Below are 14,077 nucleotides of genomic sequence, written 5' to 3' on the forward strand. Positions count from 1 at the left end.
GTCGGCATCGGGCACTCCCGGGCGGACGACGATGTCACGGTGCCCGAGACGCTAACGAGGTCCAGCCGCTCTTGCAAGACTTGCAGCAAGCTTCCATCGGGACACTTCGGACGCCCGGGTTGCCTTGTCGTGAGGCATCGTTATGATCCGTGCCATGACGCCCCGTCGCGCCACCGCGCCAGTCCTGACCGCGGCGGTGCTCATGCTCGCCGCGTGCGGCGGCGGCGGCGAAGAGCCCCAGGGCCTCGAGACCACCACGGCGCCGGCCACCTCCGCCGAGCCCACGCCCACCGAGGATCCCGACGCCGCGGCCGTCGCCGCCATCGAGGCGCAGTACCAGGCCTACTGGGACACCGTCATCGCCATGGAGAACGTGCAGGACGAGGCCGCCTCCTATGCGGCGCTGCAGCAGGTGGCCATCGAGCTCATCGCGCAGACGCAGATCGCCAACCTCCGCGGTCTCGTCGACGCGAACGTCACGCGCGACGGCGCACCGGTCGTCGGCCCGCCTCAGGTCACGGTCGACGGCGACACCGCCCGCGCCGAGGGCTGTGTCGACGAGGATCCCTGGAACGTGTACTACAACGGCGAGTTGGTCGAGGACCGCGAGCTCGGCGGCTCACAGCCACGCGTCTTCGACCTCGAGCAGGTCGAGGGCCGCTGGCTGATCAGCGAGCTGGTCGATCAGACAGAGGCGACGATCACATGCTGACCATGACACGCACCTTCCTGCGGCTGCTCCTGGGCGCTGCCGTCGTCGCCGCGTCACTGCTCGTGACGGTGTCCACGGCGTCGGCCGACTGCGAACTCGTCCAGGTGCCCGCTCCCGGCGGCGGCTACAGCTGGGTCGAGGACTGCAGCGACTCCGGGGGCGACGACGGCGACGACAACGGCGGCGACAACGGCGGTGGCGGCGACACCGAGCCCACGTGCGACCTCAGCCAGGTCGAGGGCGAGGGCCCGCCCACGGCCGTGCAGTGGTGCATGGGCACCGAGGCCTGCTGGGGCAACATCCCGTCGCTGAACCCGCCCGAGGACTGGGAGCAGCTCGCCGGCGAGCCGTCGCCGGGCGAGGGCTGGATCGTCACCTACGTCACGTGCTACCCGAGCAACCCCATCGGGACCTGGCAGTGGATCGAGCCGCCGGAGGAGCAGGGGCCGAGCCTCTGGGACCTCGCCTGGCAGGCGTTCGGCAACATCGCCACGCCCGACTTCACGCTGGCCTTCTCGCCGCCCACTCAGTCCTACGTCAACCTCCCCACCTGGTACTGGGCCGACGGCCCGAGCGACGGCGAGATCCTCGGCGAGTCCACCGGCGCGGTCAACGCCATCGCCACCCCTGACCGCATCGAGGTCGACCCCGGCGACGGCAGCGGCGTCATGGAGTGCCCGTTCGCGGTCGACGAGGGCGACGAGTGCCTGCACACCTACGTGCGGGCGTCCGTCGACCACGCCGACGGCTACCCGGCCCGCATGCGGCTGGTCTACGACATCGCGTTCACCAACAACGGCGAGCCGCTCGAGCTCGACGGCCTGCCGACCACGCTCGAGAGCCCCTGGGTGGACGGACCGCTCCCGGTCGCCGAGGTCGCCGCCATCGTCATCGAGTGACGGCGGCCGCCGGGTCCGCGGTGCTCAGGCGGCGGGCACCGGAACGGGCGGCGGCGGGCCGACGTAGCGGGCGGCGGGCCGGATGATCTTGCTGTCGGCGGCCTGCTCGAGGATGTTCGCCGCCCAGCCGACCACGCGGGCGTCGGCGAACGTGGGCGTGAACATCTCGCGCGGCAGGCCGCACTGCTCCATGACGACGCCGGCGAAGAACTCGACGTTGGTGTGCAGCTCGCGGCCGGGCTTGAGCTCGGCCAGGATCGCCTCGACCTGCCGTTCCACCTCGACCGCGAACTCGACGAGCGGCCCGCCGAAGCCCAGGGCGATCTCCTTGAGCATCCGCGACCTCGGGTCCTCGGTGCGGTAGACCGGGTGGCCGAAGCCCATGATCCGGTCGCCCGCGAGCACCCGCTCGCGCACCCACGGCTCGATGCGGTCCGGCGTGCCGATCTCGTCCAGCGTGTCCAGCGCGCGGCTCGGGGCGCCGCCGTGCAGCGGGCCGGAGAGCGCGGCGACGCCTCCGACCAGGCAGGCGGCGAGGTCGGCCCCCGTCGACGCGATGACGCGTGCGGTGAAGGTCGACGCGTTGAAGCCGTGGTCGACGGTCGAGATGAGGTAGCGCTCGACGGCGCGGGCGTGCTCCGGCGCGGGCTCCTGCCCGGTCAGCATGTAGAGGTAGTTGGCCGCGTGCCCCAGGTCGTCGCGCGGCTCGACCGGCGCGTACCCCTGCCCGAGCCGGTACAGCCCGGCGAGCAGGGTCGGCACGACGGCGCAGGCGAGCAGCGCGTCGTCGCGACGCTGGTCGGCGGTGAGATCGTAGAGCGGGCCGAACCCGGCCGCGGCGCCGGTCAGCGAGAGCGCGCTGCGCAGCCCGGCCATGGGCCCCGACGACGCGCCGGCCCGGGCGACGGCCGGCAGCGCCGCGGCCACCTCGGCGGGCAGGCGGCGCAGCCCGGCGACGCGGCGGGCGAACGCGGCCCCGTCGGCCGCCGAGGGCAGGCCGCCGACCAGCATGAGATGCCAGACGTCCTCGAACGTGCGAGTGGCGGCGAGCTCGACGGCGGAGTACTCGCGGTAGTGGTAGAAGCCCTCGCGACCACGGACGTCGCCGAGCGCGGTCTCGGTGACGACGACCCCGGCCAGCCCGCGCGGCACCTCCACCGGACCCTGTGCAGCCATGATCTCCTCCTCCGCTCCATCAATATTGACGACAATGATAGATATATTGATTTCCATCAATGTCGACCGTGAGGACGCGCGATGGCCCAGAAGCGCCGGCTGACGACGCAGCAGGTCGCCGCCCGTCTGGGCGTGAAGCCCGAGACGGTGTACGCGTACGTCAGCCGCGGCCTGCTCGGCAGCCGCCGCGGGCCGGGCGGCCGGGCCAGCACCTTCGACCCCGACGAGGTGGAGCGGCTCGCGCACCGGCGACGGGGTCAGCCCGGCGGCCCGGCGCCGAGCGCGCAGGACGCGGCCGGGCCGGTGTACAGCTCGGTCACGCTCATCGAGGGCGACGCCTACCACTACCGCGGGGTCGACGCGATCGCGCTGTCGCGGCGGTACGGCTTCGACGAGGTCGCCTGGTGGTTGTGGACCGGCGTCCTCGTGCCCGGTGTCGTCTTCACCGCGCCGGACAGCGCACTGGCCGCCGCCCGCGCCGCCGGCGCCGCACTCCCGCCGCAGGCCGGGCTGGTCGACCGGCTCCGCGTGGCGGCCGTCGCGGCCGCGACGGTCGACCCGGTCCGGTTCGACCTGCGCCCGCACACGGTGGCAGCCACCGCTCGCGGCCTCATCGCCACCTTCGTCGACTCCCTTCCCCGCGACGATCCCCGCACGATCGGCGCCGGTGCCTTCGACCGCGGCGCCTCCCGCGCGGACGGCGGGCGCCTCGGGGACCGGGGCGGAACCGGTGCCCCCGGCAGCGCGGGCGACGCGGGCAGCGCGGGCGACGCGGGCAGCGCGGGCGACGCGGGCAGCGCGGGCAGCGCGAACCTCGCCACACTCGGGAGCGAGCGCCGTACGCCACTGACCAGCGAGAGCATCGCCGCGCGGCTGTGGGCGCGGCTGACCGCCCGCCCGGCCGATGCGGACACCGTCGCGATCCTCGACACGGCGCTGGTCCTGCTCGCCGACCACGGGCTGGCCGCGTCGACCGTCACCGCGCGGACGGCGGCGTCGGCGCGGGCACATCCGTACGCCGTCGTGTCGGCGGCGCTCGGGACGCTCGAGGGGCCGCTGCACGGGGCCGCGAGCGGCCTGGCCCACCGCATGCTCACCGACGTACTCGAGCGGGGCGCGGGGCCGGTCGTCGCCGAGCATCTGCGGGCGGGGCGGCGGCTGCCCGGCCTGGGGCACCGGCTCTACCGCGAGTCCGACCCGCGGGCACAGGTCCTGCTCGGCCTGCTGGCGGGCGTCCCCGAGGCGGCGCCCGTGCTGGCCGCCGCGCACGCGGTCACCGAGACGGCGGCCACCCACCTGCCGCTGCCGGCGAACATCGACCTCGCACTGGCGACGCTGTCCGTGGCGACCGGGATGCCGCCGGATGCCGGCGAGACGATCTTCGCGGTCGCGCGGACCGCGGGCTGGATCGCGCATGCGCTCGAGGAGTACGACGAGCGGGCGTTGCGGGTCCGGGTCACCGGACGGTACGAGGGGCCGCCGCCGCCCCAGCCACTGCCGGAGCCGTCAGCCGGCTGACGGCGACGCCGCCGGCTCGGGCGGCAGGTGCTTCACGGCCCAGGCGGAGATCTCGTCGAGGGCGGGCATCAGGGCCTCGCCGCGCTCGGTGAGCGCGTAGGAGACCGAGACCGGCGGCCCCGCGTCGACGCTGCGGCGCACGAGGTCGTTCTGGGTGAGCTCGGCCAGCCGGTCGGCCAGGACGGAGTCGCTGACGCCGTCGATGGCGCGGGACAGCTCGCGGAACCCGGCGGGACCACCCCGCAGGCTGCCCAGGACCAGTGCGTTCCAGCGCTTGCCGAGGATGTGGAACGCCCGGCTGAGCGCCTCGTCGACGCGCAGGCAGCCGTCCATGTCGGGCGTGGTGCGAACGCTGCCTGCCATGCCCGGAATACTAGCGCGACCGTTGTTGCTTCGTTTTTCGAAGCCGCTATGAGACAGCTCGTAGCTTCTACTCTCCAAGGAGAACGTCAGTGTCCGAGAACAACGGCTCGCGGCCCTCCGTCGTCATCGTCGGCGGCGGGTTCGCCGGCATCAATGCCGCCAAGGCGCTCGACGACGTGGCCGATGTGACCCTGGTCGACCCGTCCGACACGTTCCTGCACAACCTCGCGTCCTGGCGGGCGCTGGTGGCGCCGGAGTGGCTGGACCGGATCTTCCTGCCGTACGACCGGCTGCTCCGGCACGGCCGGTTCGTCCGCGACCGCGCCGTGGACGTCGACGGCGCCGCCGTCACGCTGGCCTCGGGCGAGCGGCTGGAGTCCGACTACATCGTGCTCGCGACCGGCTCGTCCTACCCGTTCCCCGCCAAGACCGACGAGCCCGACGTCACCGTCGCGCGGGCGAAGTTCCTCGACGCGCACCACGCGCTGCGCGAGGCCGGCAGCGCACTGGTCGTCGGCGCCGGCCCGGCCGGGTTGGAGCTGGCGGGCGAGATCAAGACGTCCTTCCCCGAAAAGCAGGTCACCCTCGTCGACATGGCCGACGACATCCTGCCCGGCCCGTTCGACCAGGAGCTGCGCGAGGAGCTGCGCCGCCAGCTGGACAAGCTCTCCGTCCAGCTGGTCCTCGGCAGCCCGCTGCGGTCGCTGCCCGACGCCCCGGCCGCGACGGCGACACCGGTCACCGTCACCACGGAGGCCGGCGAGGAGCTGAGCGCCGACATCTGGTTCCGCGCGTTCGGCGTGGTGCCGGCGACGAGCTTCCTGACCGGCTCGCTGGCGGCCGCCCGCGACCCGCAGGGTTTCCTCCGTGTCGACGACCACCTGCGCGTGGCCGGCCACGAGAACGTCTTCGCCGTCGGCGACATCGCCGACGCCGACCGCAGCACCGCCGCGGTGGCCAGCACGCAGGCCAAGCTGCTCGCGGCGAACCTGCGGGCGCGGATCACCGGCGAGGGCGAGGTCACCGCCTACGAGACGATGCCGCCCGCCATCGCCGTCCCGCTCGGCCCCGAGGGTGGCGCCGGCCAGTTCCCCGGCGTCGACGGCGTGGTCGGCCCGGAGACGATCGCGGAGGTCAAGGGCCGCGCCATGCTCATGGATGCCTACGGCGAGCTCTTCGACGTCGAGCCCGCGGTCTGACGGGGATCGGCTCCGGTCCGCCCTCGCCGGCGGGTCGGAGCCTCGACCCGTGCATGCAGATTGGTAGCAGTGCATGCATGGAGATGGAAACGAAGCCGGTCCGGATCCGGGACGTCCCAGTCGACGCGCTCGACGTCATGCGCGTGCGCGCCGCGGCCGAGGGCGAGGGCATGAGCCTGGCGGCCCATCTTCGGCGGATGGTCACCGAGGCGGCCGCACAGCCCACCGTCGCCGAGGTGCTCGCCCGCGCCGCGCAACGCCCGGCGGCAGGTCTGTCGATGGCCGACTTCGTGGCAGCCACCCGTGCCGGGAGAGGTGAATGAGCGCACTGGTCGTCGACTGCTCGCTGGTTCTCTATGCGCTGAGTGAGACCGAAGAGGACGAGATCTTGCGCCAGCGGTTGTCAGAGCCACGGGTCCTCAACGCGCCACACCTCATCGACGTCGAGGTCTCCAACGCGCTGCGCGGTCTCACGCTGGGCGGCAAGCTGACGGAAGCGCGGGCCGATGCCATCCGGGCCGACTTCGCCGACCTCCACATCGAACGAATGCCGGGCCAGGCGCTGGCCGGGCGCATGTGGGAGCTCCGGCACGACTCCACGGCCTACGACGCCGCGTACATCGCGCTGGCTGAGCTGCCCGCCTGCCCCCTCCTCACCGGCGACGCCAAAGCTGGTCGGCCCGCATCGGGCACACATCGAGCTGTACCCGAGCCCGTAGTCCCGCGTCAGCGGGTGAAGACGTAGGCCGTGACGTCGGCGACGGGGCGGTAGCCGAGGGCGGTGTAGACCTTGTTCGAGGTGGGGTTGGCGAGGTCGGTGAAGAGTGCGCAGCGGTGCGCGCCCGCATCGAGCACGGCCTGGCTGACCGCCGCCACCAGCGCGGACGCATAGCCGCGACGGCGGCGATCGGGCGGGGTGTAGACGGGCGCGACCCGGGCGACGCCGGCGACGGTGCGCGAGACGCCCACGAAGCAGGCCGGACCGTCGTCGTCCCACATCCAGGCGCGCTGGTCGGCGATCAGCTGGTCGACGACGCGCTCGGCGACACTGGCGCCGGGCGCGGCACTGGACTCCTCCTCGAACGCCAGCGTCCAGGCGACCAGCAGGTCGCGGTCGGCAGGCCCGGCGCGCCGCGCGGCTCCGGGCGACGGCCGCGGCGGCACGACGGTGTCGAGCTCGAACAGCCGCTGGTCCATCGCGACGCTCACGGTGCCGCCGGTGTGCGCCGCCCACACACGGGCGTAGGCCGCCGCCTGGTCGGCCACGCCTGTGACGCCGTCGAGGTCCGGGTACCGGTCGAGCAGTGCCAGGGCGAGCCGCTCGGCGCCGACCGGCGCGGCGGAGACGTACGCCCGGAACGGCGGCGTCCAGACGGCCACGCCCGCCACGCCGTCTCCGTCTCCGTCTCCGTCGCCGTCCTCATCGCCGAGGATCGCGAACACGCCGCCCGACCCGGCGCCGCGGCGCTCGCGGTCGACGCTGGTGAGCAGCACCGAGTGCAGCACCGGCTCACGTTCCAGCCACCCACCCGCCCGCTGCCGGAACTCCTCGGCGTCGGCGCCGATCCAGATCACCCCCATCAGCGCACCCGGGTGACGCGGCCCTCGTCCCAGACCGGCTCCGGCGACTCGTAGACCGAGCCGTTGGCGCCGAACACGAGGAAGCGGTCGAAGTCGCGGGCGAACCAGCGGTCGTGGGTGACGGCGAGCACCGTCCCGTCGAACGCGTCGAGCCCTTCCTGCAGCGCCTCGGCCGACACGAGGTCGAGGTTGTCGGTGGGCTCGTCGAGCAGCAGCAGCGTGGCGCCGGAGAGTTCGAGCAGCAGGATCTGCAGCCGTGCCTGCTGGCCGCCGGACAGCGACTCGAAGGCCTGCTCGCCGGCGTGCGCGAGCTCGTACCGGTCGAGCGCGCGGCTGGCCTCCTCGCGCGGCATGCCCGCACGCCGACCGTCGCCGCGGTGCAGGATCTCGAGCAGCGTGCGGCCCACGAGCTCGGGGTGCTCGTGCGTCTGCGCGAACCAGCCCGGCCGCACCCGTGCGCCCAGCCGCGCCAGCCCGGTGTGCGCGACCGGCGCGATGGGCACGTCGTCGACGGGCTCGTGCTCGACCTCGGGGTCGGAGCCGCCGGCCGCCAGCAGCCGCAGGAAGTGCGACTTGCCGGAGCCGTTGGAGCCCAGAACCGCGACCCGCTCGCCGTACCAGACCTCGAGGTCGAACGGCTTCATGAGACCCGTCAGCTCGAGCGACTCGCACACGACGGCGCGCTTGCCCGTGCGCCCGCCGCGCAGCCGCATGCGCACGTTCTGCTCGCGCGGAATGGCCTGCGGCGGCCCGGCGTCCTCGAACTTCTGCAGCCGCGTCTGCGCCGCCTGGTACCGCGAGGCGAGGCCGTCGTTGTAGGCCGCCTTCTGCTTGTACATGAGCACGAGCGCCTTCAGCTTGGCGTGCTCCTCGTCCCAGCGCCGGCCCAGCTCCTCGAGCCGGGCGAACCGCTCGCGCCGCGCCTCGTGGTAGCTGCCGAACCCGCCCGGGTGCACCCAGGTGGTGTTGCCGGCCGCGCCCAGCTCGACGGTGACGACGCGGGTGGCCGTGCGGTGCAGCAGCTCGCGATCGTGGCTGACGTAGAGCACCGTCTTGGGCGACTCGAGCAGCCGGTCCTCGAGCCAGCGTTTGGCCGGCACGTCGAGGAAGTTGTCGGGCTCGTCGAGGAGCAGCACCTCGTCGGGACCGCGCAGCAGCGCCTCGAGCACCAGCCGCTTCTGCTCGCCGCCGGACAGCGACGACACCTCGCGCCAGCGGCAGCGCTCGAACGGGATGCCCAGCGCGGCCGTGGTGCACACGTCCCACAGCACCTCGGTCTCGTAGCCGCCGGCGTCGGCCCACTCGGCGAGCGCGGTGGCGTACGTCATCTGGGTCGGCTCGTCGTCGCGGTCCATCATGGCCAGCTCGGCGGCGTCGACGGCGGCAGCCGCGGCCCGTACGCGCGGCGGCGCCACCGAGAGCAGCAGGTCGCGCACGTCCTGGGTGTCGCGGGCGACGAACTGGCGCATGACGCCGAGCCCGCCGCTGCGGGTGACCGCGCCGCCGTGTGCGGCGAGGTCGCCGGCCACGATGCGCAGCAGCGTCGTCTTGCCCGACCCGTTGGCCCCGACCAGGGCGACCTTGGCGCCGTCGCCGACCCGGAACGAGACGTCGTCGAGCAGCACCCGCCCGTCGGGCAGGGTGAACGAGACGGCGTTGAGGTCGACGTGGCCCATGCCCTCAGTCTCACTGAGCCGGCCACGCGGGTCGAGATGTTTTCCCGGCTCAGAAGCCGGGCGGCTCAGAAGCCGGGCGGCAGCTCCCCCGTCATGACGGCGACCAGCACGTCGGGCGCGAGGTCCTCCTTGTGCACGTACGCGCGCGCGCCACTGGTGCGGGCGTCCTGCGGCAGGTCCGACGCGGGGTAGGTCGACATCAGCAGGACGACGGTGCCAGGGTGTGCCGCGACGAGGCGGCGGGTGGCCTCGATGCCGGAGATGCCGGGCAGGTTGATGTCCATGAGCACCAGCCCCGGACGCACCGTCGCCGCCTGCGTGACGGCGTCCTCGCCGCTCGTCGCCTCGCCGGCGACCCGGAACCCGGGTGTGGAGCCGACGACGAACCGGGCGACGGACAGGTACAGCTCCTGGTCGTCGACCACGAGGACGTCGACGACGGCGGGCGGCGCCTCGGTGTGGGGGGTGTGCGGACTACCGGCCATGCAACCATGATCGGCCCGCGAGCCGCCGCCGTGCCACCCGGTCACCACCCGTCGCGCGGGGGTGCTGGCACCCCCGACGGCGACCACGGCTCAGCGCAGCGACGCCAGATAGAGCAGGACGGCGCTGACCCGGCGGTGCACGTCGGGCTCGGCGGTGAGGCCGAGCTTGGCGAACAGCGCGTTGATGTGCTTCTCGACGGCGCGCTCGGTGAGCACCAGTTCGGCCGCCACCCCGGCGTTGCTCCTGCCCTGGGCGATCTGCTCGAGCACCTCGAGCTCGCGCCGGGTGAGGCCGGCGAGCGGGTCGCCGGCGGGGCGTGCGCCCGCGACCAGCACCTCGACCACCTTGGGGTCGACGACGCTGCCGCCGCGAGCGACCTCGCGGACGGCCTCGGCCAGCTGGTCGGGCTCGCTGATGCGCTCCTTGAGCAGGTAGGCGCGCCGTTGCGAGCCGCCGGACAGCAGCTCGAGCGCGTAGGCGGGCGCGGCGTACTGCGACAGCACGACGACGCCGGTCTGGGGCGCGGTGCGGCGCAGCTGGGTGGCGGCGCGGATGCCCTCGTCGCTGGAGGTGGGCGGCATGCGGATGTCGGTGACGACGACGTCGGGCCGGTGCTCGTCGACCGCGGCCAGCAGCTCGTCGAGGTCGCCGGCCACCGCCACCACCTCGAGGTCGGCGTACAGCCCGAGGACGCGCTGGACGCCCTCGCGCACCAGCAGGGTGTCGTCGGCGACGACGACCCGGACCCGCCCACCAGTGGTCACGGGCGAGAGCGTACCGGGTGTGCCCACCTGGACCGGGGTCATACCGGCAGGGTCCCGCGGACGACGGTGCCACGCCCCGGCCCGCTGTCGACGGTGAGCCGGCCGCCCAGCGCGCCCAGCCGGTCGCGCATGTTGACGAACCCGTGGCTCTCACCGGTCGCCGCGGGGTCGAAGCCGGCGCCGTCGTCGGCCACCTCGAACTCCAGCCCCTCGCCCGTCTCGGCGACGCGCACCGTCACCGACGCGCCCAGGCCGGCGTGCTTGCCGGCATTCTGCATGGCCTCGAGGCAGCAGAAGTAGACGGCGGCCTCGGTGTCGGGGCGGAACCGGCGGGCGGTGGCGACGTCGACGGTGGTGGGCCGGACGGCGCGGGCGGCGGCCGTGCGCAGCGCCTCGCCCAGGCCGTGCTCGCGCAGCAGCGGCGGGTAGATGCCATGCGCCAGCTCGCGCAGCTGCGTCAGCGTCTCCTGCACGTCCGTGCGCAGCTCGTCCAGCAGCGCGGCCGAGTCGTCGCCGGCCAGCCGGCGGGCCAGCCCCAGCTTCACCGCCAGCGCCACCAGGTGCTGCTGGGCGCCGTCGTGCAGGTTCTGCTCGATCTCGCGCCGCGACGCGTCCGCGGCGGACACGATGCGCGCCCGCGACTCGCGCACCTCGACCAGCTGCAGCGCGACGGCGGCCCGCAGCCCGGCGTTGTCCAGCTCGGGCCGGGCCTCGGCGACGACGGCGCGCAGCAGTTCGGGCGGCACGGCGTCGCCGGCGCCGACCCGGGCGATGGTGCGGTCGTGACCGGCCAGCACGACGTCGTCGGCACCGAGCTCGGCGGCCGGCTGCCCGTCGCCGGAGACCCACTCGCGCCGGTCGTCGACCCAGTACGCCACCCGCAGCGACGGGTAGCCGGTCGCCTGCCGCAGCGCGTCCTCGACGGTCACGCCCGGCGACGGCGCGCGGACGTGGTCGCGGACCATCCGGACCGCGTCGAACCGGCGCCGGTTGAAGCGGCGGTCGACGGCGTCCTGCAGACGGCTCCGCAGCGGCCCGGCCACGCTCACCGCGGCGAGGGTGGCGATGACGGCGGACAGCTGCGACTCGCCGGCCGCGGCCCCGGCGGCGACGACCACGACCACGTACACGGCGGCCAGGACCACGGTGAGCAGCGCATACGTCAGCGCCCGGCTGAGGATGCGGTCGACGTCGAACAGGTGGTACCGCGTGATCGCCAGCGCCGTCGCGACCGGCAACAGCACCACGAACAGCCCGGCCACCAGGTTCAGGACCGCCTGCGAGTTCAGGTACGAGGCGACGAACGACGCCGCCACGAGCACCGGGATCAGCACGGCCGCCGGCGCCAGCCAGAGCAGCTGCTGCCGGGCCGTGCCCCGCGCCCGCCGGAACCGCACCAGCAGCGACGCGGCGGCGAGCGCCAGGCCGGCGCCGGTGACGATGACCGCCGTGCTGCGAGCCACGTCGAGCACGTCGCCCACGGAGCCGCCGGCCGCCAGCGGGTTGTCGAGCCCTTCGAGCGGCGGCTCCGCGTGCGACGGCGTGACGGACACCAGCAGCACGCTGATCAGCCCGGCGACGACGGTGGCCCGCGCGGCCCACGCCCACCGCGGCGACAGCGCCCGTCCGTCCGGCGTCAGGTGGAACACCAGCGCGATGGCGACGAACCACAGCACGAACACCGAGTCGGCGAACAGCCCCGCCGTCGTCGCCAGCGGCAGCGCACCGGGCCGGGCGAGGGCGCCGTACGCGGCATAGCCGGTCAGCGCGGGCCCGACCGCCTGCAGCGCCCCGAGCCCGAGGAACAGCCACCCGACGGGGTGCCGCGGCCGGCGCAGCGCCAGCCCGGCGCCGACGGCCGACGCGCTGAGCATCGCGAGGACGTAGACCAGCCCGTTGGTCACGCCCTGTGTGAGGTCCGCTCGGCCGGCGTCGCGCAGCAGCTCGTCGAAGACCAGCACGAGCGCGATGCCCGCAGGCACGATCGCCACCGCCGTCGCGACGGCCGCCCACAGCAGCCGCCGCCGGCCGGCCGGCCCCAGCCGGACCGGCGGCCGGATCCGCGCCGCCCGCGGCGCCGTCGCCGTCATGGCCGGCCGGTCTCCGCCGGTTCGCGCGGCGCCAGCGCGGCCGCCGGGAGGGTCCCGCGGACGGTCGTGCCGGCGCCCGGGGTGCTGTCGACCGTCAGTTCGCCGCCGAACGCGCCGAGACGGTCGCGCATGTTGACGAACCCGTGGCTCTCGCCCACCGCGGCGGGGTCGAAGCCGGCGCCGTCGTCGGCCACCTCGAACTGGACGCCGTCGCCGTCGCCCCGCACCCGGACGGTCGCCGACGCCCCCGGCCCGGCGTGCTTGCCCGCGTTCTGCAGCGCCTCCAGACAGCAGAAGTAGACCGCGGCCTCGGCCTCCGGCGGGTAGCGACGGTCGGTGCCGGCCTCGACGCGCGTGGGCACGGGGGCCCGGTTCGCGGCGTTGCGCAGCGCCTCGCCCAGGCCGTGCTCGCGCAGCAGCGGCGGGTAGATGCCGTGTGCCAGGTCGCGCAGCTCGGTCAGCGTCTCCTGCACGTCCGTGCGCAGCTCGTCCAGCAGCGCAGCGGCGTCGCCCTCGGCCAGCCGGCGGGCCAGCCCCAGCTTCACCGCCAGCGCCACCAGGTGCTGCTGGGCGCCGTCGTGCAGGTTCCGCTCGATCTCGCGCCGCGACGCGTCGGCCGCCGACACGATGCGGGCCCGCGACGCCTGCAGCTCGGCGTTGCGCCGGCGCAGCTCCTCCAGCGACGCCTGCAGCGCGGAGTCGAGGCGGACGTTGTGCAGCGCCAGCCCGACCTGCCGGGCGAGGTCGGCCAGCACGCGGTCGTCGTCGTCGCTGAAGGGCCGGTCGTCGGCGGAGCGCACGACCACGAGCAGGCCGAGCAGCCGGCCCAGGTGGGTGACCGACGCGATCCGCAGCGACCGCCGGCCGGCGTCGCCGGCGCCGGCCAGCACCGCCGGCACCCACATCGCGGCCCACGCGTTGCCGGAGACCCGGGCCCGGCTGACGGCGGCCAGCTCGGCTCCGGCGAGCGTCAGCCGGCTGCCGCCGCGCTCGGGCACCGACACCGTGCGCTCCAGGACGCCGTCCTCGCCGGTCCACACCTCCGCGCCCGCCGGCCCGAGCGTCGAGCGCAGCGTCTCGGCCAGCTGCAGCAGCAGTTCGTCCATCGGGACGGCGCGGGTCATCCGCGAGCCGAACGTCTCGAGCGCCGACGACGCCGGCCGCCGCCGCGGACCGGCCCACTGCTCGGCCAGCTCACGCAGCCGCGCCCGCACCGGCTCGGCCAGCACGACGGCGGTCAGCGCGGCGAGCATCGAGAACGCCAGGACGCCCTGGCCGTCGTCGTCGACCTCCTCGCCCAGCCCGATGACCACCACGAGATACACGGCCAGCACCATGAGCACCAGGCCGCAGAACACGAGGGACGGCCCGGCGACGGCGCCCGCTCGTCGGCGCAGCCCGGGCAGCCCCGACGCCACGACGGCGACGGGCACGGCGGCCAGCCCGAGCAGCGCCCACGGCAGCAGCGCGCCGGGCACGTCGATCAGCGTCCGCAGCGCCCACACCGCCAGCGCGACGGTGACCGCCACCAGCACCGCCCAGCCGGCCCAGAGCGCCACGTCGCGCCGGTTCCGCGCCCGCGCCGCGGCGAGAGTCGCGTTCATGCCGCCCAC

Annotated in this window: 14 protein-coding genes; 6 read left to right on the forward strand and 8 right to left on the reverse strand. The window is 74.6% G+C overall.

The window, feature by feature from the left end:
• Positions 1-154 precede the first annotated feature (154 nt).
• Entirely contained in the window at positions 155-712 is a 558-nt protein-coding gene (locus E1212_RS22545) for a hypothetical protein (protein WP_131986637.1), read from the forward strand.
• A 2-nt stretch (positions 713-714) separates the two neighbouring features.
• Positions 715-1,611 carry a hypothetical protein gene (locus E1212_RS22550; protein ID WP_131986639.1) on the forward strand — a complete coding sequence of 299 codons (897 nt, stop codon included), beginning with the start codon at positions 715-717 and terminating at the stop codon, positions 1,609-1,611.
• A 24-nt stretch (positions 1,612-1,635) separates the two neighbouring features.
• Here the strand turns inward: E1212_RS22550 and E1212_RS22555 are convergent, their stop codons facing one another.
• Entirely contained in the window at positions 1,636-2,787 is a 1,152-nt protein-coding gene (locus E1212_RS22555) for a citrate synthase (RefSeq protein ID WP_131986641.1), read from the reverse strand.
• 81 nt (positions 2,788-2,868) lie between these two features.
• On the opposite strand from E1212_RS22555, the gene E1212_RS22560 reads away from it, so the two are divergent.
• Positions 2,869-4,305 carry a citrate synthase gene (locus tag E1212_RS22560; RefSeq protein WP_131986643.1) on the forward strand — a complete coding sequence of 479 codons (1,437 nt, stop codon included), beginning with the start codon at positions 2,869-2,871 and terminating at the stop codon, positions 4,303-4,305.
• On the opposite strand, the gene E1212_RS22565 is transcribed toward E1212_RS22560, so the two are convergent.
• A complete protein-coding gene (locus tag E1212_RS22565) occupies positions 4,294-4,668 on the reverse strand; it encodes a winged helix-turn-helix transcriptional regulator (RefSeq protein ID WP_203417110.1) in 375 nt (124 codons plus the stop codon). The two genes, E1212_RS22560 and E1212_RS22565, sit on opposite strands and share 12 nt — an antisense overlap.
• An 89-nt stretch (positions 4,669-4,757) precedes the next feature.
• Between E1212_RS22565 and E1212_RS22570 the strand changes: the two genes are divergently transcribed.
• From E1212_RS22570 to E1212_RS22580, 3 genes are read left to right on the forward strand one after another with little or no spacing between them, the layout of a single operon-like run.
• Entirely contained in the window at positions 4,758-5,867 is a 1,110-nt protein-coding gene (locus E1212_RS22570) for an NAD(P)/FAD-dependent oxidoreductase (RefSeq protein WP_131986645.1), read from the forward strand.
• Positions 5,868-5,920: 53 nt separating this feature from the next.
• Positions 5,921-6,190 (forward strand): hypothetical protein, encoded by a 270-nt coding sequence (locus tag E1212_RS22575; RefSeq protein ID WP_131986647.1) that lies wholly within the window; start codon positions 5,921-5,923, stop codon positions 6,188-6,190.
• Positions 6,187-6,612: a type II toxin-antitoxin system VapC family toxin gene (locus E1212_RS22580; protein WP_131986649.1), complete on the forward strand. Its 426-nt coding sequence runs from the start codon at positions 6,187-6,189 to the stop codon at positions 6,610-6,612. The genes E1212_RS22575 and E1212_RS22580 overlap by 4 nt, the downstream gene beginning before the upstream one ends.
• Here the strand turns inward: E1212_RS22580 and E1212_RS22585 are convergent.
• From E1212_RS22585 to E1212_RS22610, 6 genes are all read right to left on the reverse strand, one after another.
• Positions 6,594-7,448 carry a GNAT family N-acetyltransferase gene (locus E1212_RS22585; protein ID WP_131986651.1) on the reverse strand — a complete coding sequence of 285 codons (855 nt, stop codon included), beginning with the start codon at positions 7,446-7,448 and terminating at the stop codon, positions 6,594-6,596. The two genes, E1212_RS22580 and E1212_RS22585, sit on opposite strands and share 19 nt — an antisense overlap.
• Positions 7,448-9,124: an ABC-F family ATP-binding cassette domain-containing protein gene (locus E1212_RS31200; protein ID WP_131986653.1), complete on the reverse strand. Its 1,677-nt coding sequence runs from the start codon at positions 9,122-9,124 to the stop codon at positions 7,448-7,450. Before E1212_RS31200 ends, E1212_RS22585 begins: the two co-directional genes overlap by 1 nt.
• A gap of 65 nt (positions 9,125-9,189) precedes the next feature.
• Positions 9,190-9,609, reverse strand: coding sequence for a response regulator (locus E1212_RS22595; RefSeq protein ID WP_131986655.1), 420 nt, complete (start codon positions 9,607-9,609; stop codon positions 9,190-9,192).
• A 90-nt stretch (positions 9,610-9,699) separates the two neighbouring features.
• Positions 9,700-10,374, reverse strand: coding sequence for a response regulator transcription factor (locus E1212_RS22600; protein ID WP_238992449.1), 675 nt, complete (start codon positions 10,372-10,374; stop codon positions 9,700-9,702).
• A 38-nt stretch (positions 10,375-10,412) separates the two neighbouring features.
• A complete protein-coding gene (locus E1212_RS22605) occupies positions 10,413-12,464 on the reverse strand; it encodes a sensor histidine kinase (protein ID WP_131986659.1) in 2,052 nt (683 codons plus the stop codon).
• Complete coding sequence (locus tag E1212_RS22610) at positions 12,461-14,068, reverse strand: sensor histidine kinase (RefSeq protein ID WP_131986661.1); 1,608 nt, start codon at positions 14,066-14,068, stop codon at positions 12,461-12,463. The genes E1212_RS22605 and E1212_RS22610 overlap by 4 nt, the downstream gene beginning before the upstream one ends.
• Positions 14,069-14,077: the final 9 nt, after the last annotated feature.

It is taken from the genome of Jiangella ureilytica (assembly GCF_004348545.1).
GTDB classification, from domain to species: Bacteria; Actinomycetota; Actinomycetes; order Jiangellales; family Jiangellaceae; genus Jiangella; species Jiangella ureilytica.

Excerpts from the sequence above, each read along its gene's own strand:
- E1212_RS22580 (WP_131986649.1), top strand. The coding sequence starts at position 6,187 with ATGAGCGCACTGGTCGTCGACTGCTCGCTGGTTCTCTATGCGCTGAGT.
- E1212_RS22585 (WP_131986651.1), bottom strand. The coding sequence starts at position 7,448 with ATGGGGGTGATCTGGATCGGCGCCGACGCCGAGGAGTTCCGGCAGCGG.
- E1212_RS22610 (WP_131986661.1), bottom strand. The coding sequence starts at position 14,068 with ATGAACGCGACTCTCGCCGCGGCGCGGGCGCGGAACCGGCGCGACGTG.
- E1212_RS22555 (WP_131986641.1), bottom strand. The coding sequence starts at position 2,787 with ATGGCTGCACAGGGTCCGGTGGAGGTGCCGCGCGGGCTGGCCGGGGTC.
- E1212_RS22595 (WP_131986655.1), bottom strand. The coding sequence starts at position 9,609 with ATGGCCGGTAGTCCGCACACCCCCCACACCGAGGCGCCGCCCGCCGTC.
- E1212_RS22550 (WP_131986639.1), top strand. The coding sequence starts at position 715 with ATGACACGCACCTTCCTGCGGCTGCTCCTGGGCGCTGCCGTCGTCGCC.
- E1212_RS22575 (WP_131986647.1), top strand. The coding sequence starts at position 5,921 with ATGCAGATTGGTAGCAGTGCATGCATGGAGATGGAAACGAAGCCGGTC.
- E1212_RS22565 (WP_203417110.1), bottom strand. The coding sequence starts at position 4,668 with ATGGCAGGCAGCGTTCGCACCACGCCCGACATGGACGGCTGCCTGCGC.
- E1212_RS22545 (WP_131986637.1), top strand. The coding sequence starts at position 155 with ATGACGCCCCGTCGCGCCACCGCGCCAGTCCTGACCGCGGCGGTGCTC.
- E1212_RS22605 (WP_131986659.1), bottom strand. The coding sequence starts at position 12,464 with ATGACGGCGACGGCGCCGCGGGCGGCGCGGATCCGGCCGCCGGTCCGG.
- E1212_RS22560 (WP_131986643.1), top strand. The coding sequence starts at position 2,869 with ATGGCCCAGAAGCGCCGGCTGACGACGCAGCAGGTCGCCGCCCGTCTG.
- E1212_RS31200 (WP_131986653.1), bottom strand. The coding sequence starts at position 9,124 with ATGGGCCACGTCGACCTCAACGCCGTCTCGTTCACCCTGCCCGACGGG.